The 22,587-nt window shown below is 32.0% G+C and carries 17 protein-coding genes; 8 read left to right on the top strand and 9 right to left on the bottom strand.

The window, feature by feature from the left end:
* Window positions 1-14 precede the first annotated feature (14 nt).
* The 3 genes from ACWI69_RS04140 (at window position 15) to ACWI69_RS04130 (ending at window position 4,573) form a co-directional block, all read left to right on the top strand.
* Window positions 15-2,609, top strand: a complete 2,595-nt coding sequence (locus ACWI69_RS04140; RefSeq protein ID WP_448820588.1) for a hypothetical protein — start codon at window positions 15-17, stop codon at window positions 2,607-2,609.
* Window positions 2,593-3,111, top strand: coding sequence for a TlpA family protein disulfide reductase (locus tag ACWI69_RS04135; protein ID WP_448820587.1), 519 nt, complete (start codon window positions 2,593-2,595; stop codon window positions 3,109-3,111). The genes ACWI69_RS04140 and ACWI69_RS04135 overlap by 17 nt, the downstream gene beginning before the upstream one ends.
* 136 nt (window positions 3,112-3,247) lie before the next feature.
* Window positions 3,248-4,573, top strand: a complete 1,326-nt coding sequence (locus tag ACWI69_RS04130; RefSeq protein ID WP_448820586.1) for an HTH domain-containing protein — start codon at window positions 3,248-3,250, stop codon at window positions 4,571-4,573.
* A gap of 46 nt (window positions 4,574-4,619) precedes the next feature.
* On the opposite strand, the gene ACWI69_RS04125 is transcribed toward ACWI69_RS04130, so the two are convergent.
* The 3 genes from ACWI69_RS04125 to ACWI69_RS04115 all read right to left on the bottom strand — a co-directional run bounded on the left by ACWI69_RS04125 (window position 4,620) and on the right by ACWI69_RS04115 (window position 7,064).
* On the bottom strand, window positions 4,620-6,020 hold the full coding sequence (locus ACWI69_RS04125) for a hypothetical protein (protein ID WP_448820585.1): 1,401 nt from the start codon (window positions 6,018-6,020) through the stop codon (window positions 4,620-4,622).
* Between the two features lie 242 nt (window positions 6,021-6,262).
* Entirely contained in the window at window positions 6,263-6,823 is a 561-nt protein-coding gene (locus tag ACWI69_RS04120; protein ID WP_448820584.1) for a HutD family protein, read from the bottom strand.
* 118 nt (window positions 6,824-6,941) lie between these two features.
* Complete coding sequence (locus ACWI69_RS04115; RefSeq protein WP_448820583.1) at window positions 6,942-7,064, bottom strand: hypothetical protein; 123 nt, start codon at window positions 7,062-7,064, stop codon at window positions 6,942-6,944.
* A 145-nt stretch (window positions 7,065-7,209) separates the two neighbouring features.
* Here ACWI69_RS04115 and ACWI69_RS04110 point away from each other — a divergent pair, with 145 nt between their 5' ends.
* The 4 genes from ACWI69_RS04110 (at window position 7,210) to ACWI69_RS04095 (ending at window position 12,742) form a co-directional block, all read left to right on the top strand.
* Complete coding sequence (locus ACWI69_RS04110; RefSeq protein WP_448820582.1) at window positions 7,210-8,334, top strand: YibE/F family protein; 1,125 nt, start codon at window positions 7,210-7,212, stop codon at window positions 8,332-8,334.
* A 2-nt stretch (window positions 8,335-8,336) separates the two neighbouring features.
* Window positions 8,337-10,202 carry a bifunctional metallophosphatase/5'-nucleotidase gene (locus tag ACWI69_RS04105; protein WP_448820581.1) on the top strand — a complete coding sequence of 622 codons (1,866 nt, stop codon included), beginning with the start codon at window positions 8,337-8,339 and terminating at the stop codon, window positions 10,200-10,202.
* A 137-nt stretch (window positions 10,203-10,339) separates the two neighbouring features.
* Entirely contained in the window at window positions 10,340-11,308 is a 969-nt protein-coding gene (locus ACWI69_RS04100; RefSeq protein ID WP_448820580.1) for a type I phosphomannose isomerase catalytic subunit, read from the top strand.
* 27 nt (window positions 11,309-11,335) lie between these two features.
* On the top strand, window positions 11,336-12,742 hold the full coding sequence (locus tag ACWI69_RS04095) for a hypothetical protein (RefSeq protein ID WP_448820579.1): 1,407 nt from the start codon (window positions 11,336-11,338) through the stop codon (window positions 12,740-12,742).
* A gap of 177 nt (window positions 12,743-12,919) precedes the next feature.
* Here the strand turns inward: ACWI69_RS04095 and ACWI69_RS04090 are convergent, their stop codons facing one another.
* From ACWI69_RS04090 to ACWI69_RS04065, 6 genes are all read right to left on the bottom strand, one after another.
* Entirely contained in the window at window positions 12,920-14,119 is a 1,200-nt protein-coding gene (locus ACWI69_RS04090; protein WP_448820578.1) for a phosphoglycerate kinase, read from the bottom strand.
* A 108-nt stretch (window positions 14,120-14,227) separates the two neighbouring features.
* The gene (gene gap, locus ACWI69_RS04085) at window positions 14,228-15,235 is read right to left on the bottom strand and encodes a type I glyceraldehyde-3-phosphate dehydrogenase (RefSeq protein ID WP_448820577.1); all 1,008 of its coding nucleotides are present in this window, start codon (window positions 15,233-15,235) and stop codon (window positions 14,228-14,230) included.
* A gap of 292 nt (window positions 15,236-15,527) precedes the next feature.
* Complete coding sequence (hdcA, locus tag ACWI69_RS04080) at window positions 15,528-16,406, bottom strand: histidine decarboxylase, pyruvoyl type (protein WP_448820576.1); 879 nt, start codon at window positions 16,404-16,406, stop codon at window positions 15,528-15,530.
* A 40-nt stretch (window positions 16,407-16,446) separates the two neighbouring features.
* Window positions 16,447-17,913 (bottom strand): basic amino acid/polyamine antiporter, encoded by a 1,467-nt coding sequence (locus ACWI69_RS04075; RefSeq protein WP_448820575.1) that lies wholly within the window; start codon window positions 17,911-17,913, stop codon window positions 16,447-16,449.
* A gap of 20 nt (window positions 17,914-17,933) precedes the next feature.
* Window positions 17,934-20,189, bottom strand: a complete 2,256-nt coding sequence (locus ACWI69_RS04070) for an Orn/Lys/Arg family decarboxylase (protein WP_448820574.1) — start codon at window positions 20,187-20,189, stop codon at window positions 17,934-17,936.
* Window positions 20,190-20,261: 72 nt separating this feature from the next.
* Entirely contained in the window at window positions 20,262-21,224 is a 963-nt protein-coding gene (locus ACWI69_RS04065) for an FUSC family protein (RefSeq protein WP_448820573.1), read from the bottom strand.
* Window positions 21,225-21,425: 201 nt separating this feature from the next.
* On the opposite strand from ACWI69_RS04065, the gene ACWI69_RS04060 reads away from it, so the two are divergent.
* Window positions 21,426-22,587 (top strand): dicarboxylate/amino acid:cation symporter (locus ACWI69_RS04060; protein ID WP_448820572.1); only part of this gene is annotated, 1,162 nt, incomplete at its 3' end.

The raw sequence follows: 22,587 nt of genomic DNA, 5'->3' as shown, positions 1-22,587 counted from the left end.
TATGGGGGAAAGAGATGGGAAGAGTTAACAGAGCAATTTTAATCTACTGTGTAGTAAAAAGTATCATTTTTTCAGCAACTCCAGAGGAAGCATATATAGAGCTAGAGATGAAGGGACAAAAAAATGAGTTTTATAGAGTTTTAATAGATGAAGAAACAGAGAAGATGTATATAGGGGTTGGGGAGTTCATAGATTTTGCTAGAATGGATGAGGTTAAATTTGATAAGAAAAGAATGAGGGTCAAAGGAAAATTGGATGCGGAAAGAGAGATTGATATAAAGATTCCAAAGGAGAGCTCAATAGAGACGGAGGATGATATTTTCATAGAGTTAGATGAGTTTAAAAGATACTTTTTTATACCAGAGTCAAATTGGGATAATGAGAGGTATATTTTAAACCTATATCCAGAGTTTAAGACATCAAAAGAGTCCCAAGATGAATTAAATAATCAAAGGTCTCTCTTAGCAATGGCAAAAAAGGAGAGGGAGTTGGAGGCTAAGGGAGATTATATAAAAAAGGAAAAATCGCTGTTATCCCCGGGGATACTAAAACTATCATATACCAATTCAGATATTGAAAATAATGAGTATGCCGTGGATATAGACTACGGAACAGAACTTTTATACGGGGAGTTTCAGATATCTCAAAAGGTTTACCCGGAAAGTAACTTGGAGTATATTAGGCTCCAATATAGAGAGATATTTAATAACTATTATTTAACGTTTGGAGATTTCTATTTGGAGAGCGATTCCATCTTCGACAGTGAAAGAAGCATGAGAGGGGCGAGTTTTTCTAAAAATGAATACTATGGAATAAGGATTGACAATAGAACAGTAATAGAGGGCGAGGCATATAATGCTAATCTAGTTGAGCTGTATAGAAATGGCAGTTTAGATGATTTTCAAATGGTAACAGGAGATCGTTTTAGATTTGATGTCATAAACTTATCATCAACGGATAGGTATACTCTAAAAATATATTATAGAGATGGACGTGAGGAAACAAAAGAGATATATGTCTTAGGAAATCAAAATATATTGAATAAAGGTGAAAGTGACTTTGTAGTTCAGTTGGGAGAGGGAAAAGATGATAAAAAAAATCAATATTTAGGAAAATTCAAGTATGGATTGACAAAAGATTTGACTGTGGTTACAGGTGTATCTTTATTAGAAAATAAATTGGAAAATAAATATGAAGTTTTAGAAGGAGGAGTGGCGTATAGATTTGGCTTAGATGAATACCCAACTTTGATATCTGGAACTTTTTTAGAGGAGTTCAATTCTAAAGAGTTGAGTTTTAAAGGAACAGGAGAACAGAAATTACCATATAATACCAATTTGACTATGAGGTATGAAAAATATAGAGATAAAACTGCAAAGCGTTTAAAAAAGGATTACTCATATAACATTGACTTAAGTAAAGAGTTTAGGAAACTATCGGGAAGTGTAGGTTATTTTAAAAATAGTTACGAGGCAGATGATTTACATCAAATATATTTGAGTTTAGACTATACTTTAAGCCGTAGTGTACGAATGAGTTTAACAAGTGAATACTATAAATATTCAACCCCAAATACTGAACCAAGAGAGGTTCAAGGATATGGAACTCAAGGAAAGATAACATATTCTGGTATGGACGGTATTGTTGCAGTCTTAGAGGGAAGAGTAAATTATGAAGAGAGTGAAATGACAGAGGATGAGATTAAGTTTGGAATAGCAAAATCTCCAACAGATAAGGGATTTTTTAAAGATGTGGATGCTGCATTTGAAGTTGGACATTCGAAAGATAAAGGGACCTTTTTTGAGGTAAGATTCACATATATATTTGATGGAGACATATATATAGAGTTTCCTGATATAAGGAGAGAGGACAATAAAACAAGAGTGGGAGGTAGAATAGAGAAATCTTTTTACTTAGGAAATCCACTGTTGAAAATAAATAATAACAATGTCACAGACGGATGGGTCGAAGGAAAAGTCTTTGTGGATGAAAATTCGAATGGAATAATGGATGAAAATGAGGATATCTATGAAGGAGCAGAAGTTATTGCGTCTGGTGGAACTAGTAGTGTCAAAAAAAATGGTAAATATATAATCGGAAATATAAGTAATAAAGATATTCATATGGTAGAGGTCAATAAAGAAACGATAGACCCCATGTTGATTCAAGGAAAAGAACAAATAAAATTTAAAGGTGCTATCTCTTCTGGGGTGAAAGTGGATATACCGTTGGTACCAGTTTCTATGATAACTGGAGTTGTAGGAAATGGCGAGGGGACAGATGAAAGAGAGTACAACAGTATGTTAGCTGGGCTAAATGTTATTTTAAAAAAAGGTGATGAAGAGATAGGTAGAACTCAGCCTGAGATTGATGGTTACTATTTCTTTGAGAACATACTACCCGGAGAGTATGTGGTTGAGCTCTTGTCAACGAGTAAGCGGTATAAAGGATCATTTGATAGACAGAGAATAGAGATAGGGGTAAAGGCTGGTAGAGAGGGAGAATACTATGAGGATAATAATTTCTTAATAAAAAATATTGAAGTAGTTGAAGATGAAATTTTAGATGAAGAGGAGATAGAGGTGAAAAAAGATGAAGAAAATAGTTAAAATGGTATTGATGGCACTGTTGGTTTTTAATATATCATTTCCTAGTGAAAGAGACCCGAGAGAGGAGCAGTTGACATATTTAATTGGCGAGAAAGTGGACAATTTTGAAATAACATCCTTGGATGGGAAAAAAACTGTAAAACTTGAAGAGTTAAAAGGAAAAAAAGTTTTTTTAAATTTTACAACTACATGGTGCCCAGATTGTATAAAAGAAAAGGAGATTTTAGGACTTGAATATAAAGATAAGTATAAGGACAGCAATATCGAATTTATAGTTGTATTTGGTCCATATAGAACTGACAACAGAGAAAAGGTGGAAAGATATATGAAAGAGAATGGGTATACATTCAGACCATATTATGACACAGAGGATAAATCTTTATATAGTCAATTTGGAGTCATAAATATTCCAACAACACTTTTGATAGATGAAGATGGAGTTCTAGAGGATGTAAATATAGAAACAGGATATAAAAACATAAAATATTTTCAAACAATGTGAAAAAAATATTAAAATTTTTAAAATTTTTTTCATAGTGAAATAAAGTAAAATAAAAATAAAATTTTTTTCATAAAGACTGTTTTCCAAAAAAGAGATACAATAGGAATAAAGAAAAAATATCGGGGGAGGGCATCAAATGGTCATTAATGAGAGGTGCATAAATATTTTATCTATTTTAAATGAAACAAGTGAGTTCACACTAAAAAAACTTTCAGAAAATTTTAATGTACACACAAGGACAATAAGATACGATATAGAAAATATAAACTATATCTTAAAAACATATAAATTGGATACAATAAAAAAATGTGAAAAAGGTATTTTCACAGTAAATTTAAAAAGTAACGAACTAAATAAAATAATCAGTGATTTTACAGGTATGTTTTCAGAGAATAGAAGAAGATACCTAAAATTAAAACTTTTTTCCAAAGAGGTCATAAATTTAACAAAGGAAGCTGAGTACTTAAATACATCAAGAACCACCTTGAAAAAAGATTTAGCAGTAATTAAAAAGGAGTTTATTGCAGAGAACATAAAAATAAAAGAGTTACCATCTAGAGGAATAAAAGTACTTGGAGATGAGGAGCAGATTATTCAGGTGTTTGAAAAAGAGATTTATTCCATAGTGGAAAAGCAGTTTATAAATTTCCCAAATATACTAAAAAATACAATAGGAAAAATTGTGGGGGATGTATCTCCAGAAATTTTGAAAGGGAGAGTGAAAGAGGTATTAAAAGAGGAATACAATATAAACTATTACAACAGAGTATTTTGTAAATTAGCTTCTATAAATACAAGGCATAAATTAGAAAAAGGGATAAGAGGTTACAACACGGAGGAGATAACAGAGTTTATCCTATGTGATTTAGGAAAAGAGTTTATAGAAAAGGTAATAAAAGAGGTAAAAAATAGCTCCTTAAAAAAAGATAGAACCTTGGAGATTGAGAACACATTGAGAGGTGTAATAAAAGATTTAGAGCTGGAAGAGGATGACGATTTGATGGAGAGCTTACTGGCAGAAATAGGTGTGATAAGAGAAAGACTACCTATTTCAGAGAAAATATGTGAGACAAATCTGTACAAAGATTTTTCAGAGAAAATAAAAGATACAGCATTAGTAAAAAAAGATATACAGAGCATATTTTATATTATTTATAATAATTTATTATTAAAAAATTATAGTGCTTTTAAAGAGATGAAAGTTTTATTTGTTTCAGATGAGGTTGATAGTGTAAAAAATATAGTTTTAAAAAAGTTGGAAACCATGTTTCAATTTAAGGAGATTGATAAGGTGTCATCACATATATTTGAGATATTTGGCTGTGAAAAAGAATATGATTTGATAATAACCAGTGGCAATATCAATGATATTTTAGATATTCCCATGTATAGAATAAATAGATTTCCATTGGAATCTAATTTGATAGATCTTAAATTTTTTATTTTGAAAAATATAAAATAAGAAAAAAAGCTGGTTTGTAGGTGTAGAGACCAGCTTCTTTTTTAGTTCATGTAGGGGATATCTTTTGAAAGTTAGGTATTGGAAAAAATAGATTTTTAATGGGGATGTCGTTGCTATAAATTTTAAAATTCTCTACCGTGATAATGGTATCTATGGAGTGATGCTTTCGATATTCATTGAACTCTTTGAGGTTGACAGAAAAAGTTATTTTTATGTTGTGCTTCTTATAAATTTCATTTATAAGAGAGGGAATAATCGCAGATGGAAGGTTTTTAAAAACAAAAATATTATTTTCTTGTCTGTCCTCATTCTCAGAAAAATAATACCAGAGAAAAATGCTCTCAAAAAGAGTAAAGCCGGGTAGAATTTTATTTATTTCCCGTGTCATCTCATATATATTTGAATTAGCAAAATAGTTCAAATTTATATTTAAAAAGGCTGAATCATCAATGAAAAAAATATTTTTTAAATAGACGTAGTTAACCCAAGGGTTGACCATCCTAAAGTAATCGGTATTCGTGTAGATGTGCGAACCGAGATACTTTGCAAATACGTGTCTTAACTCTTCACTTTTGCTCCTAACAAACTTATTGAAATGATCTTTGAATGGGTTGAGAACATCAATTAAGTTGAAAAAATCATTCAAATAAATTGTGGGAAGATTTTTAAAAATAGTTGTCTTTAAAAAATTAAAAATTTTATGAAAAAATTCAGAATCATAGTAAGTAGGTTTATACTTAAGAAAATTTTCATATGAGATATTCTCGACAGTTTTTTGCTCTTTATATGGCGTTACAAAAGCAGTATAAAAAGAAAAAATAGACATTTCAGAATGTTTTATAAAATCACAATTAATGATTTTAAAAAATTTTGATACATCTTTTCTAAAGGTATAGAAGTTTTCAATTTTTATAAAATTAACTAATTCATTTCTGATTTTTTTTGGTAAAAAATCTTTTTCTACCAGTGTTTTAAATGTGAGAATAAATTTGAATTTTTTAATAAAATATGGGGAATCGATAAGTGTAACCCCCTTATTACTAATTTTAATCTTGAACTTATAGAGCGAAAATATATCTGAAATGCTTTTTAAATAGTTATTCAAATTTCGTTTGGTTAAGTTTAAATCTTCACAAACATGAGATAGTTTTATGTGTTTATCTTTAATTAAGCGAAAAATTAAATAGAAAATTTTTTGATTTTTTGTAAGTTGTTGAGAGTTCCTTAAAATATTCTTTGCATTAGAAAAATTTTTAATCTGCTCAATAATAACTTCGGGCTTTAAATCACAAGATAGCTTTTGAAATAGTTCGCAATAGATATCTTCAAGGTGAAGTTTAGCGTGTTGATTAGACAGCAGAAAAATATCACTGATATCTCTGATATTCGTAACCTGATTGTTTTTTATTGTCTTTAAAATTTGCAGATGTTTTGTGTTAATATACATAATGATGCCCCCCTCTACGTAAAGTATTCCATTAATTATTTACCGTTTTTTTCAAAATTTCCTTTTGAAATGTTTTTATGTTTGAAAAAAAGTAAAAGAGGTGATAGAATATAGTAATTAGTAAAAATAGGAGGAGTTTTAAATTGGAAGAAAAAATCACAATAACCATGCTAATTTTACTCACAATGCTATTTATAAAAAATGTAATTTAAAATAAAAATTTCCCCCTTTAAGGGGGATTTTTATTTAATAGCTAGGGAGAGCAAAATACCTCTACCGTTACCTTCTATATTAAAATTGTTACCACAAGCGATAAGGGCGTCCTCTTTTCCAAGAGTATATTCATTACTATTTATTTGAACGTGACGATTTTCTTCTAAGTTATAAAAGATATTGATTGCCTTAGCAGATAGATTTTTACCTAGAAACTCTGTTTCAATGATTTTGAAATCCAAAAGATCGATATTATCTTTGAAAATGAGATTGAAGTCGATACTTTTTTCGTCAGCTAAGCTACTGCTATGGCTATCCCCTGAAAAATATATATGAGATAGTGGCTTTAGACAGTGTGCTTTTCCATCTACTTCGAGTCTAATATTTCCCGATAATAAAACTAGGAGTCTTTTGTATCCCTTGAAAGATGTAAAGTTATATTCACCGGGATTTATGCTTGCTGTTGAGACTCTAAAATAAAAAGGACTGTCAATGGTAGAACCGTCGGGATAAATATATAGCTCTTTAGAAATCCCTCCAGTCCAAAGACGTTCTTTTTGATTCTCTTTTCTAACGATTTTATAATCCATAATGCCCTCCCTATATAGCAGTTAATCTTACTACTTATATAACTCATAAATTACAAATAATCAAGGTCAATTTTAGCAAAAAATAAAAAAACTCTCTGAGAAAATCTCAAGAGAGTTATTATGCAGTCTCCATAAGTGGTTTATCATTCTCGTCAGTGTGCTCTAATCCCAATATTATTAAATCCAATAATTCGTCCATAGTTTTACCTTTTAGTAGTTCTTTTATGTTAGCTTCTAGCATTTCTACACCTCACTAAAAAAGTTTTGATATTACACATACCATAATACAAAAATTTTGTAAAATAGTCAAACAAAAAAGAGATTTTTTTTTAAAAAAATGTTATAATTTATGTCGGAAGTGATTTTTAATAGAACAAGAGGTAAAAATGAAAAAAAGAATATTACCACTGTTAGTAGTTATATCTATTTTTATAATGGCGATATATTCTCCAAAACTGAGTGTGGATTTAAAAGGAAAAACGAAATTTCCACAGGAGTTTGTTCAAGGAGAAGTAACTAAAGTTATAGATGAAGAGTTGATGAAAGACCCTGTTATAAAGGGAAAATTTAGAGGTGGACAAAATTTAGAAGTAAGAATTTTAGAGGGAAAACATAGGGGTGAAGTTTTTAAAGTTTATAACTCTTTAAGTGCTCTTCACAATGTATATGCGGATGTGGGTTTGAAAGCTATATTTACTGTGAGAGAGGAAAAAGAAAAAACTACCGTTTGGTTATATAATTTAAAAAGAGATAGAGCGATATATTTATTGGGAGCAATATTTATAGGAGCAGTTTTAATTTTAGGAAAAATGAAGGGAGTAAAATCTCTCTTGGCTCTAGTTTTTACAGGGTCAATGATAATATATGTGTTATTACCGCTTTTATTTAAAGGGGTAAATCCCATATCGACATCAATATTTTTATCCTCTATAATAATTGTGGTAAGTTTTTTATTGATAGGTGGCTACGATAGAAAAACTTACTCAGCTATAATAGGAACCATAAGCGGAATAACTATTGCAGGTTTAATCTCCTATGGATTTGGAAAAATAATGAATTTAAGTGGATTAAATTTATCGGAAGGACAGCAACTACTCTATATAACAAAAGATTTTAAACTTCAAATAGAGGGATTGTTATTTGTCTCTATATTGATAGCTTCGTTAGGAGCTGTTATGGATGTAGCTATGTCAATATCTTCATCCGTCAATGAAATACATCAACATAAAAAGAGTTTGACTTCAAAAGAGCTATTTAACTCTGCTATGGTGATAGGGAGAGATATTGTAGGAACAATGATAAACACATTGATACTTGCTTTTGCAGGAGGGTCATTACCTTTGATGATGATGATATGGGGATACGGGATGGTTTATCAACAATTTATAAACATACCGGCTATAGCGATTGAGATTGTCAATGCTTTGGCAGGAAGTATAGGTATAATAGCAACTGTACCAATAACAGCAGTTGTTTCAATAATATTAATAAAAAGAAAAGGGGAGGAATAATAGTGAGAAGCACTAAATTCTTAGTTTTAGGAACTCTTTTATCTATGGCTTTAATTGGCTGTGGAAAGAAAGAGGAAGCACCTAAAACAGCAACAAACACAGAGGTTAAGGAGTATCAAGAGAATAAACTTAATCTAGAGAAAAAAATTATTACAAAAGGAGAGGCAGGACCAGAGGAAGTTACACTGTCTTTTGCAGCTACTTCTGATGTCCATGGAAGAATATATCCGTATGAGTATGGAATTGATTCTGAGGACCCAAGTGCAGGACTTGCAAAAACTTATACAATTGTAAAAAATTTAAGAGAGAAAAATCCAAATTTAATTTTGATGGATATTGGAGATACTGTTCAAGATAATAGTGCTGAACTATTCAATAATTTAGAGACACACCCTATGGTGGAGGCCTTGAACACAATGAATTATGACGCATGGATTTTAGGAAACCATGAGTTTAATTTTGAAAAAGATTTTCTACTGAGAAATGTTAAAAACTTTAAAGGATCGGTAATATCCGTAAATATAGAGAATGAAGATGATGGATCGAAATTTGTGTTACCATATCAAATCTATGATATTCAAGGAGTAAAAGTAGCTTTGATAGGAGGAATACCACCTCATGTACCTATGTGGGAAGCATCTGCTCCTGAGCACTTCAAAGGGCTTACTTTTGAAGATCCAATGACGGCAGTAAAAGAAACGTTAGATGAATTAGATGGTAAATATGATGTACTTGTGGGAGCTTTCCATTTAGGAAGAAAAGATGAGTACGGAAAAACTGGAGTATTTGATTTAGCGGAGGCTTATCCTCAATTTGATTTGATATTTGCAGGGCATGAACACGCTAGATATGTCACAGATATAAATGGAACAACAGTTCTTGAGCCGGGAGCTTATGGATGGGGAGTTTCAAACGGGGAAATAAAAGTCGTTAAGAAAGATGGAAAGTGGGAAGTTCAAGATATAGTAGCTAAAAATGTGGAAACAAAGGATGTTGAAGCTGATAAGGGGATACTAGATCAATTTAAGAATGTACATGATGAATCTAGAGCGGATGCAAATAAGGTAGTTGGAAAGGTAAATGATAAATTTATAAAGAGAACAGATTATATTACTGGTGAGGATAAAGTTACAACAATGCCAACTTCGCAGTTAGAGGATAATGCAATAATTGAACTAATAAATGAAGTACAAAACTACTTTGCTAAATCTGATGTTTCAGCAGCAGCGGTATTCAACTTTGATTCTAATCTGAATGCTGGGGATTTTAAAAAGAAAGATGTAGCATTTATATACAAATACACAAATACTTTGATGGGTGTAAATATGACTGGAGAAAACTTATTGAAGTATATGGAATGGTCAATGAACTATTATAACCAAGCGAAACCAGGAGATGTAACTGTATCGTTTAATCCAAAAGTTAGAGGGTACAACTATGATATGTTTGATGGAGTGAACTATAAAGTGGATATATCTAAACCAGCTGGTGAAAGAATAGTTGATGCAACAATAAATGGTCAACCGATAGATCCAAAAAAGACATATAAGGTAGCTATAAATAACTATAGATTTGGAACTCTTATGAATTTAGGTCTTGTGACAGAAAAAGATAAATACTATGACTCTTACGAGGAGTTACAAGATGGAGGAAGAATTAGAGACCTGATTGTAAAATATGTGCAGGAGAATCTAAAAGGAGAACTAAATCCAAAAGTTGACAACAACTGGTCAATCATTGGGTTTGAAGAGAATGTTCCGGGGAAGGACGCTATTATTGAAAAAATCAGAACTGGTGAAATAAAAATACCAATGTCAGATGATGGAAGAACATTAAATGTTCAGTCAATAAACATAAATAACTTATAATAGCAGTAAAAGTAAAAAAGAGGAAAGTTTTTTCCTCTTTTTTATTTACATTTTTAATAAATAAAGTTACAATAGATGGAAATATAAGAAAATTAAATACTTAATATATATCATAGGATTAGTTACAGGAGGAGAATATGTATCTATTAAAATTTAAAAAAAATCTAGTGAAAAAAATATGGGGAGGAAGAGGGTTTGAAACGACTTTAGACTTTCAATTACCTACTGATGAGCTATATGGAGAGTCTTGGGAGGTGAGCTGTCATCAAGCTGGGATGTCTTATGTTGAGAATGGTGAGTTCAAAGGGAAAAGCCTAGAAGATATATTTAAAAAATATGGAACAAAGCTTGTAGGTGAGGAGATTGTTGAAAAGTATGGGGAGAAGTTTCCTCTTTTAATAAAGTATCTAGATATCAATGATAAACTATCTGTACAAGTTCATCCAAGTGATGAGTACGCTTTAAGGGTGGAGAAAGAGTTTGGAAAAAGTGAAGTGTGGTATGTTATGGAGGCGAGTTCGGATGCTAAACTTATATTGGGGCTTAAAAAGGAGATAACTCCAGAGATATATGAAGAAAAGGTAAAAAGAAAAGATTTTACAGAGCTCTTCAATGAGGTAAGTGTAAAGAAAGGAGATTTTATAGACGTAAAACCCGGGGTAGTTCATGGAACTTTAGAGGGGTCTATTTTAATCTGTGAGATACAACAAAATTCAGATACAACTTATAGAATATATGATTTCGATAGAGAAGTGGACGGAGTGAAAAGAGAGTTACATCTGGACAAAGCTATGGATGTAATCCAATTTGGAAAGGATGTGAATATCAGTTCTGAAGACACAAGAAAAAAAATAAGAGTTCAGGATGCAACTGTTGAAGAGTTAATAAAGGGCGAATATTTCTCTGTTGATAGGTTATTAGTTGAGGGAGTATTTGAAGATGAAGCTTATAAGAATTTTAAAGTATATTCAATACTTGATGGAGAAGGAACATTAAAATCTGATGGAGTAGTGTATGAAGTTAAAAAGGGTGATACTTACTTTATACCAGCTAAGACATCTGTTAGTATAAATGGGAGATTAGAGGTTATGAAAAGTTACATATAGAGAGAAAAAATTTTAAGGGGATGGTATATGTCAAATAAAGCAATAGCTCTGCTAAAGGTTTTGTTACATGGGGATATCCATTTAGAAGAAATAACAAAATATGTGGATTTAGATATAAATTCTATAGAAAGAAATATAAGTATACTGAACGAATATCTACGTGAAAAAGGAATAAAGCCAATAAAAAAAATAAATAATATTTATAGTCTTGAAAATAGAGATGAAAAGTTCTCCGAGTTTTTTTCAAAATTGGATATTCTTTCGTCGAGAGAAAGGCAAGATATATATTGTATAAGATTACTTTTAGATAGATATATCAATCTGGAAAAAGAGAGGCAGACTATGGGGGTTTCAAGAACCACAGCTGTCAAAGATTTAAAAAAAGTACGGGAGTTTTTAGAAAAGAAGGAAATTAAAGTGGAATCTAAAAACTCAAAAGGAATTTTTCTAAAAGATATCAATGAGGGAAACCTATATAATATACTCTGTGAAAAAATAATGAAGTTATTTATAGATAGAGAGTTTCTATCTAAACAAAGAAAAGAGTTGTTAGAAGAGATAGATATTTTAGAAGAGGAGAAATATTTGAAAATATACTCTCAAATTTCAGAGGAGTTTAAGTTAAGAAAATCCTCTTTTTCATACTATGCAATTTATACAATGGCGATAATAGAAAAAATTAAGGGCGCTACAGAGTACGAGTTAAATGGAATTGAAAAACATAAGGAGTTTGGCGCAGTATTGTTGAGGTTAGAAAAAATAGAGTCTTTGGATGAGGTATCCCTTGAGTTTAAAAGATTTTTGGCAAGTGTAGTGTTAAAGATTATGTATATCAGTGACTTGAATAGATTCTTGAAGGAGAGCTATGAAAAATTTATAAATAAAATTCAAGATATATTTAATTTGGATGACTGGGAGAGAAGAGAACTATATAGGCAACTTGAAAACTGTTATGCTATGGGATACTTAGATAAAAAATACGGGGTGTTATGGGTTAGAAAAAGTCCAAATTCGGAGAGATGTAAAAAATTGGGGAAAATAGTGGAGGAGAGTCTAAAGGAGTTAGGAATTGAGATGATATATTCCGATATTTTGAGGCTGGCGAGTTGTATAACAAATTTTTTTATGTTAGAAGAATATATAGAGGGATTCAAAGTGTTGAGTGTATCCAGAAATATAGATAGTGAGTATAATCGAAGGGTTATTAACTCCATGAAAACTTTTTATCCAAAAATATCTTTTACAACAGAGTCTTTTTTAGAGTTTAGGTTTAAAAGTAAAGAAGAGATTGAAAGCTATGATTTGATAATATCAGATACAGAAAGTTATAGTATTAAGAATCTTAGAAAGGTAAATACTTTGAGCTTGAGAGAGATTCAAAGATGTTTTATAGAATATGCTTTAGATAAAAGATTTTTAAAATTAAAAAAATAGGAAATATATTTTTTATGATATAAAAAGAGTTAAAAAAAGTATATATACACAGTATACTAAAAATGATACTCTATGTGTACAAATCCTTTTCTCTAATATATTCCCCCTAATATATATTTGAGAAAAATTTAAAAAGAACTCCGCCCCCCGGAGTTCTTTTTTCATATATAAAGCATATTATTTATCAGATATAGACTCTACACCAGGTAATTTTTTACCCTCTAAGTATTCTAGAGAAGCTCCACCACCAGTAGAAATGTGAGAGAATTTATCAGCAAATCCTAAAGAGATAGCAGCAGCAGCAGAGTCTCCACCACCAATTATAGTAGTAGCATCCTCTAAGTTAGCGATAGCCTCACAAACTCCAATAGTTCCCTTAGCGTAGTTAGACATTTCAAAAACACCCATTGGTCCATTCCATACAACAGTTTTTGCTCCAATTAGCTGATCGGCAAAAAGTTTAACCGTAGCAGGTCCAATATCCAATCCCATCTCATCATCAGGAATTGCATCTACTGATACAACTGAATGTGGTGCATCATTAGAAAACTCTTTACAAACCACTGTATCGATAGGTAAAACTATCTTTCCGTTAGCTTTTTCTAGTAAAGATTTGGCTAAATCCACTTTGTCCTCTTCAACAAGAGATTTTCCTGTATTTTTTCCTAAAGCCTTGAAGAATGTAAACATCATAGCTCCACCGATTAAAATTTTATCAGCTTTAACTAGTAAGTTTTCGATAACTCCAATTTTGTCAGAGACTTTAGCACCTCCTAAGATAGCAACTAGAGGTCTTTCTGGTGCATCAACAGCTCCACCGATAAACTTGATTTCCTTCTCCATCAGGAATCCAGCAGCGGTATTTCCTTCACCGATATTAGCGGCGATTCCAACATTGGAAGCATGGGCTCTGTGAGCAGTTCCGAATGCGTCATTGACAAATAGATCACCTAAAGAAGCCCAATATTTTCCTAATTCAGGATCATTTTTAGATTCTTTTTTCCCATCTAAATCTTCAAATCTAGTGTTTTGGAACATAAGAATCTCTCCATCTTTTAAGTTAGCAACAGCTTTTTCTAACTCCTCTCCTCTTGTAGCGTTGATGAAAGTAACAGGTTGTCCTAGAAGTTCAGCTAATCTTTTAGCAACAGGTTCGATATTTCTCTTTTCCAAATCAGCTACTTCTTTTACTTTTCCTAAATGAGAGAAAGCGATAACTTTTCCTCCGTTTTCTAAAACATATTTTATAGTTGGTAAAGCAGCTACTATTCTATTCTCATCAGTGATTTGTCCATCTTTCATAGGAACGTTAAAATCAACTCTCATTAAAACCTTTTTACCAGCTACATCTAAATCAGTTACAATTTTCTTTGCCATTTTATGTGAACCTCCCAATATTTCATAAATTATTTATATTTTCTTAAAAAAAAGCGGAACTATCTAGCTCCGCTATTCTGTTTATTCTGTTTTTCCCAGATGCTCTAACTATTTAGAAAGTTCTACGAAGTACTTTAAAGTTCTGATTAATTGAGCAGTGTAAGACATTTCATTGTCATACCAAGCAACAGTTTTAACTAATTGCTTATCTCCAACAGTCATAACTTTTGTTTGAGTTGCATCAAATAATGATCCGAACTCAATTCCGATAATATCAGAAGATACTAGCTCTTCGTCAGTATATCCAAATGACTCGTTTGCAGCAGCCTTCATAGCAGCGTTAACTTCAGCAACAGTTACTGGTTTTTCTAAAACAGTTATCAACTCAGTTAATGATCCAGTAATTACTGGTACTCTTTGTGCAGAACCATCTAATTTTCCAGCTAATGCAGGGATTACTAATCCGATTGCTTTCGCAGCTCCAGTTGTATTAGGAACAATGTTAGCAGCAGCAGCTCTAGCTCTTCTTAAATCTCCCTTAGCGTGTGGTCCATCCAATGTGTTTTGGTCATTTGTATAAGCGTGGATAGTAGTCATTAATCCTTCTACAATTCCAAACTCTTTATTTAATACATTAGCCATTGGTGCTAAACAGTTAGTTGTACAAGAAGCTCCTGAAATTACTGTCTCTGTACCATCTAAAATATCTTGATTTACGTTGAATACGATAGTTTTGATATCTCCTGTAGCAGGTGCAGATATAACAACTTTTTTAGCTCCAGCTTCTAGGTGAAGTCCAGCTTTCTCCTGAGAAGTAAAGAATCCAGTACACTCAAGAACAACGTCTACATTTAACTCTTTCCAAGGTAAGTTTTTAGGATCTCTATCAGCTAAAACTTTAATTTTCTTTCCATTTACAGAGAACCCTCCCTCGATAACCTCGATAGTTCCATTGAATCTACCTTGTGCTGAATCATATTTGAAAAGGTGAGCAAGAGTTTTTGCGTCTGTTAAATCATTTATTGCTACTACCTCAAACTCAGGGTTGTTCATCATTAATCTTAATGCTAATCTTCCAATTCTTCCGAATCCATTAATCGCTACTTTAACTGCCATTTGGAAACCTCCTAAAAATTTATATTTTTTTAATTAAGTTCGATAAATATTTGCACATCTTCTAAGAAATACGGGATAAAATAGATATTTCCTTTTTCTTTAGTTTGTTAAGATGGCTTTTGTATATGTCTTAATGATATATTATCTCACTTGATTTGTCAATTTATTCATGGGAACTAAAATTAATCTTTTTATGATTACTTTTTCATTAAAATATACAATAAAAGAGAGTAGGATATTTTTACCCCACTCTCCTCTTTAGGATAGATAAAATCTTTTTAAGCGTTTGGAACTACTTTTTTATGATAGGTTCTAGCCCTTGAACATCTAGCCACTGTGAAAGAGTTAGATTATTTAACTCTCCAAACCCTTTTTCTGGGACAGCTTTTCTAGCTAAAGTAACATATGGACCACAAGTTAAAGATGTACCTATTTCACCCGGTTTCATAATAGTATAAGCAAATCCCACATAAGTTCTATCGTATGCCACATGAGAGTCTTTTCCACATTCAACGACAGACCAAATGATAGCTTTCCTATGTTCTTCTAGGAATTTTTTTAAATCTTCTGGATTGTCGTTATCTGTCCAAATACCTGCGTCCTCGATAAATAGACTTGCATCTTTATCTCTATTTTTAGCTATAGAGATAGCGATAAAACACCAAACTCCATACCCTTCATTTTCTTTAAATGGTCGATCTTCTGTGGGTCTATATGCAGTTACACCTTTGTTGGCACAAATCATATGTGACCCGGGAAGAGGTGTGAATCTTCTGTTAGATTCAGTTCCAAAAAGTTCGATACCAGCTTCTAAAAGAGGTTTAGCATCATAAACTTTTAAAATTGATCCATCAAATTGAGGTACCTCTAAAACTGTTGGCAAAGAATCTTCAACAATTGAGTCGTGTCTAGCTAAATCATATCCCCAGACTTGACCGGCAAGTCCACAAAAAGATGAAGCAGTCAACATATTGATTTGTCCGATATAGGCATCATTAACTTCAGCTCTATCGTAAGCTACAATACCATCTATCAAGATATCATCTGTTTTAGGAATAGTTCCCACAGAAACTTTTAAAACAGAAACATACCCATTTCCAGTCGAACCGGGAGCACCGTATCCATCACAATAATCCTCATAAAAACTAATGGCAGTTTTGTCAATTTTCATTTTTGTTCCTCCTTATACGCTTCATAGTAGAGATATATTTTTATTGCCCCAATAGAGCTTTATAGTTCATAATTAGGTATATTAAACCTAAAACTCCCAATATAAATAGAACTATTGATAAGGCTTTTTCCTCTTTATTAAATTCAGGTTGAGTCGGGTTGAACTCTTTTCTAGCTCTCATAAAAAATGGAATACCGATAGCGTATATAACTGCAGCTAAAAGCATATAATTTAATCCAGCCGCATAAATGAGCCATAGACCATAGATTGTTCCCAAGAAACCTGTAATTATAGCATTTTTTCTACTTGCAAATATAGTAGTTGGATAGTTGTCATTTTTTGCTGATATTTTCCAAAGGTAAGCAGTACAAGCTATGTAACATGGTAGTACCATCACACCCGTAACACTTAGCATCAAGTTCCATGCGTTATTTGAGAAGTAAACTAAAATCATAGTTACTTGCATAATAATACTGGAAATAAGTAGGGAAAATGATGGAGAGTTATTTTTGTTTACTTTGGCAAAAGCTTTGGGAAATGTTTGTCCTTTAGCTGCAGCAAGTGGTAATTCGGCTAACATGATAGTCCAAACAAGCCAAGAACTCAATATAGAGATTATAACTCCAATGTTCATAATCCAGTCTCCCCAAATTCCAATCATTCCACCTAGAACAGCTGCAGTTGAAGGAGCTGCCATAGTTGAAAGTTGTCCTTGAGAATAATATCCAATTGGAAGTAAAGATAGTAGAATGTAGATAATCAAACAAGCTAAGAATCCTAAAAGAGTAGCTTTACCAACATCAGACTGACTTTTTGCTCTATCTGATATAACAACTGCACCTTCAATTCCGATAAAAACCCAAAGAGTAACAAGCATAGTACTCTTAACTTGTGTAAAGACAGAGCCAAGAGGCTTATCAGCAAGAGCTGGGATAGTTTCTGTACCCCAGAAGTTGATAAAAAATGCACCAAATTTAAAAAGAAAAGCAGTGATCAATAGAAATAGTACAATGGGAACCAATTTTCCAATAGTACCAATAGTATTTAAGGAAGTTGCTCCTTTTACACCGGCTAAAACTATAAAATATATAATCCAAATAACCAAGGACCCTCCGATAACAGAGTTAAAGTTATTCCCCCCAGTGAAATATCCTGGGAAGAAATAATCCAAAGAATCCATAAGTAAAACTGCATAACCGATATTAGCAAAACAGTTACAAAGCCAATATCCCCAAGCCATAAGGAAACCAATAAAATTTCCAAATCCAAGTTGACCGTAAGAGTAGATTCCAGTTGTCGCATCTGGTCTAGCTGCTGCCAGAATTCTAAATGTGTTGGCAACAAACCATATTCCTATTCCAGTTACAACCCATGCAATAATAATCGCTCCAGCCCCAGCGTACTGAGACATATTTTGAGGTAAGTTATATACTCCACCACCAATCATTGCACTTATAACAACGGCAGTAAGAGTTATTAATCCAAGTTTTTTAGTACTATCAGCCATTTTGATGCCTCCTTAAAAAATTAATTTTTTATAACCATAGTATGGAATCTTCTAACTCCGTCACTATCAACGAAAGCTTCGATTCCGTGGATATCACTGTAATATCCTGGGAAAACTCTTTCAAACTCCTCTCTAGCCAAAAGGAAGTCTAAAATAGGTTTAGAGTTATCATCTACTCTTTCTCCTCCCATCAATACAGGGATTCCCGGTGGATATGGCACGACAATAACACCAGCAGTTCTATTCATACAATCTTTGATAGGTACGTGTTCAATATTTCCTCTAAATACTTCTACTGAAGCTTCGGCAGGAGTTAAAATCTGCTTAGGAATAATTTGGAACGCCTTATCCATAAGATCTAGAAGTTTTGATTCTACAATGTATTTATGCATATCTAAACAATGATCTTTTAAGCCTTTGTTAGAATATTTTTCAGGGAAAGAGTTTACTAAATCTGGGAAAATATCTGTAAGAGGTGTGTTTTTATCAAAGTCTTTTTTGAAGTCCATTAAAGCTTTGATAAGAGCCTCTTGTTTTGTTACAGTAGTTCCAATTGGATGAAGGAATAAAAGTGAGTAAGTGTCAGTTTTCTCATTGACTACTCCTTTACTTATTATATAATTACTCAATATAGATGCTGGAATACCGACCTCATCATATTTTCCATCTACATTTAAACCAGGACATTTTACAGTTAATTTTATAGGGTCTAACATAACGTAGTTTTCTTCAATATCTTCAAATCCATGCCAGTTATTGTTGGCATCTAAAGTCCAACAATTTTGATTTTTTAATAGGTATTCATCAGGAATATCTTCAAAGTCTGTTAGAACTCCATTATATAGAGTTTTTATTGGTTGCCATAAAGAGAAGAACCATTCATTAAGACTAGCATACTCCTTATTTAGATTGGCGATTCTCTTTCTAAAATGAATAGCATTTAAAATAGTTTCGTTCATTAACTCTTCCCCAGCAAAGTCCATCATGGCAGTAGAAACATCTAGAGAGGCAATCATACTGTATTGTGGAGATGTAGAACCATACATTAGATATGCTTCATTGAACACTACAAAATCAATTTTATCTTTAGTTCCATTTTTTGCGTGAAGCATTGATGATTGAGAAAATGCTCCCAGCAATTTATGTGTAGATTGGGAAGCAAAGATTGGTGGATGATCAATAGCGTTGTCAGAATCAGTCATAGCGTAGTGGTCTTTATATAGTGGATGGAACTTAGCGTAAGCATACCAAGCTTCATCAAAATGTAAATTTAGAACATTGCTATTTAAAGATTCTTTGATTTTATTAACGTTGTAACAAAGTCCATCATAAGTGGAGTTTGTCAATGCAGACATTTTAATCTTTTGTTTCTTCTGCTCAGGAGTCAATGCGGGATTATTAGCGATTATCTCGTCAATATATTCTTTTGTAAACTCCTCTAATTTAACAGGTCCAATTATTCCAAGACTGTTTCTTCTAGGAATCATATACATAGGTATTGCTCCAGTTACAACCATTCCATAATTAAGAGATTTATGACAATTTCTATCCACAAAAGCTAAATCATCTTTAGTGACCCTACCTTTCCAAACTACTTGGTTAACTGAACTTGTTCCATTTAAAATGTAGTAAGTTTTATCAGCAGAGAAAACTCTAGCGGAGTTGTTTTCAGCGTCTTTGACAGGTCCTTCATCATCTAAAAGCGATCCTAGTTCAGGAACAGATATGGAAAGGTCTGCTCTAAATGTATTTTCTCCATAGAAATCAAACATCATTTTACCAATAGGATTAGTCAGAAACATTGTGCCACCAGCATGACCAGGTGTATGCCAAGGATATTTGAATTTTTGAGTATAATCCATAAGTTGACCGAAGAAAATTGGTTTTATAGATTCAATATATCTTTCAAGTTCAACTTCGATTTGTCCAGCTAAAAAAGTTAAAGTGTCTTCAAAAATATTTATTACAAGATTAATTTGTTTTAAAACTTGCAAGGGTATTTCTGATAGACTGTCCTCTGTGATAACAAAAATTGGAATTTTTGAATTTGTTTTTCTGATAGATTTAACTATATTTTCAAGTTCATCATTAAAATCTAAGACAACTCCTGAAATAGCTTTATCAGCAGAGAATATTCTCTTAAAATCAGTTGTGTTATCCACAAAAGATGTGTTGAAGCACTCCAAAAGAATATCTAACTGCTTGGAAGATTCATAAGTTGAACCTGATTCATGTAGCACTAATAAAGGCCAATCTAAATAACTAAAAGAATTCATGATAAAACCTCCTTAAAGATTTGGGAATTTTTTTAACCTGCACTATTCTTAAAAAAAAGTGATAGCTTTCCTTTAAAAAATATTTTTTACCCGCAGTTCAATGAGTTCCTTAATATTCTCTATGAGTAAGAAATAAGTCGCTTTATTTTCAATATTTAAGTTGTTTTTATCAATCTCATTTTTGAACCTTTCCTCGGAATGTTTTAGTCTTTTTAAAAGGGTGTTGTAGGTGTAAGTAGATGAATTCAATGTTGCTAAATCCTTTAAAATAACTGCTAACTCTGATGTTATAGATATATCTGTAGATATTTTGTTAAAACATTCTCGAATTTTCAAAAGAACCATATATTCTGAAAACTTTAACGAATAATTTTTGGAGATATCTATTTGTTTGAAAAAAAATCGGTTATCTTTTTCCATCTCAACTAGTTGTTCGCAGTCATCTAGATTGACTTTGAGTTCTTCAAAAAGCTCATCTTGTCTCAGTGAAACAGCTTTATATTTTAGTGCTTTAGCAAAGTCAAAAATAATATCTTTCATTACAGAGTCCACCTTTTCTAGCTGAGAAATAATCTCATTATTTTGACTAGGTACATATAAATTTGAAACTATAGCACAGATTACTCCAACTAATAGAAGAATATACTGATCTAAAACGAATTCTAAGGAGACATTTTCATTCAATAGAAAATGTGTAGCTAGAACAATGTTAGTAAAAAAGCCTTGCATTAGATTAAATCGAATACAAAGAGGCATAAAAATACCTGTGAATACCGCTAAAGAGATAGGATTAAAATTAAAAATTCGAATAATTGTAGCGGATAAAATCAGACCAAAAGAGGCGGCCAAGACCCTCTCAAAAGAACTTCTTAAGGATGCTTTTCTTGTACTTTCTAAACTTAGAATACAGATTGTGGCAGCCGAATATTTATATTCTAAGGAGAAAGAGTGAGCGATAAGCACAGCTACATATGGACCGATCATATTCTTTAGAACTTTGTGTCTATCATAAGTGCTAAGTTTATCAAATATCATAAAAAATCCTCCAAAGAATAAATTTTAGTTTAAAAGCTTATTCGACAAACAAAGTAAAAATCCTCCATCAGACTATAAATAAAAATATATTTCTAAATAAATATATTTTAGAAAAAATATTTTATTCTATCTTGATTTTTTTGATTTTTAAATATATAATTTATTTTGTAAAAGTAAGATATCTATGAGGGGTGAATGGAGATGAAAAAGTTAAGTTTAACAAATAAAATTTTTATATCATTAATTATGGGAGTCATAAGTGGGTTGTTATTGTATCCATTTAGGAACGATTTAATAGTGAAAAAATATGTGATAGACTTTTTCTTCAACTTCTTAGGAACGGGATTTATAAGAGCAATAAGAATGATTGTGATACCGTTAGTTTTTTGTTCTTTAACTGTTGGAGCAGCAGGTGTTGAAGATATAAAAAAATTAGGAAGAGTGGGAGTAAAAACTTTAGCTTTTTATCTGGGAACTACAGCAGTGGCAATAACATTAGCCTTAGGAGTTGGCTCTTTAATAAATCCGGGAAAGGGAGTTATTTTATCCCAAATTGTAACAAGTAATGTTTCAGTAAATGAAGTAAAACCATTTGTAGATGTTTTATTGGGAATGATACCGATAAATCCAATGGAAGCCTTAGCTAAAGGAGATATGTTACAGATAATAGTATTTGCAATTTTGTGTGGTGTAGGTATGGCAATATTGGGAGATAAAGTCTCGACAGTTAGAAAGGGAATGGAGGAGTTAAATAGCTTAGTTCTAAAGTTGGTTGAAATTATAATGCAATTGGCTCCATTTGGAGTATATGGATTGATTGGAAAAACATTTGCAACACTGGGGTATGTGGCAATGTTACCGCTCCTAAAATATTTTATAGGTGTAATTATTGTTTTATTATTACATTATTTGATAACATATCAAAGTTTATTAATTTTTGTGGCTAAATACAATCCTATTAAATTTTTAAAGAAATTTTCTGGACCAATGATGGTAGCATTTTCAACTTCTTCAAGTAGTGCAACTCTACCAGCTTCTATGGAAACAATGCAAGATGAGTTTGGAGTATCTAAGACAATATCTTCATTTACGCTTCCTTTGGGAAGTACGATAAATATGGATAGAACCGCAATAATGCAGGGAGTTGCAACAATATTTATAGCTCAGATATACGGTGTCAATTTAACAATGGGAGATTTTGTAACAGTGATTATAACAGCAACATTGGCATCAATAGGAACAGCAGGAGTTCCCGGAGTCGGGGTCATAATGCTTGGAATGGTATTGCAACAGATTGGTTTACCTTTGGAGGGAATGGCTCTTGTGATGGGAATTGATAGGTTCGTGGATATGTTTAGAACTA

This window comes from Cetobacterium sp. (genome assembly GCF_977044495.1).
This window is presented reverse-complemented; position numbering and strand designations above follow the sequence as displayed.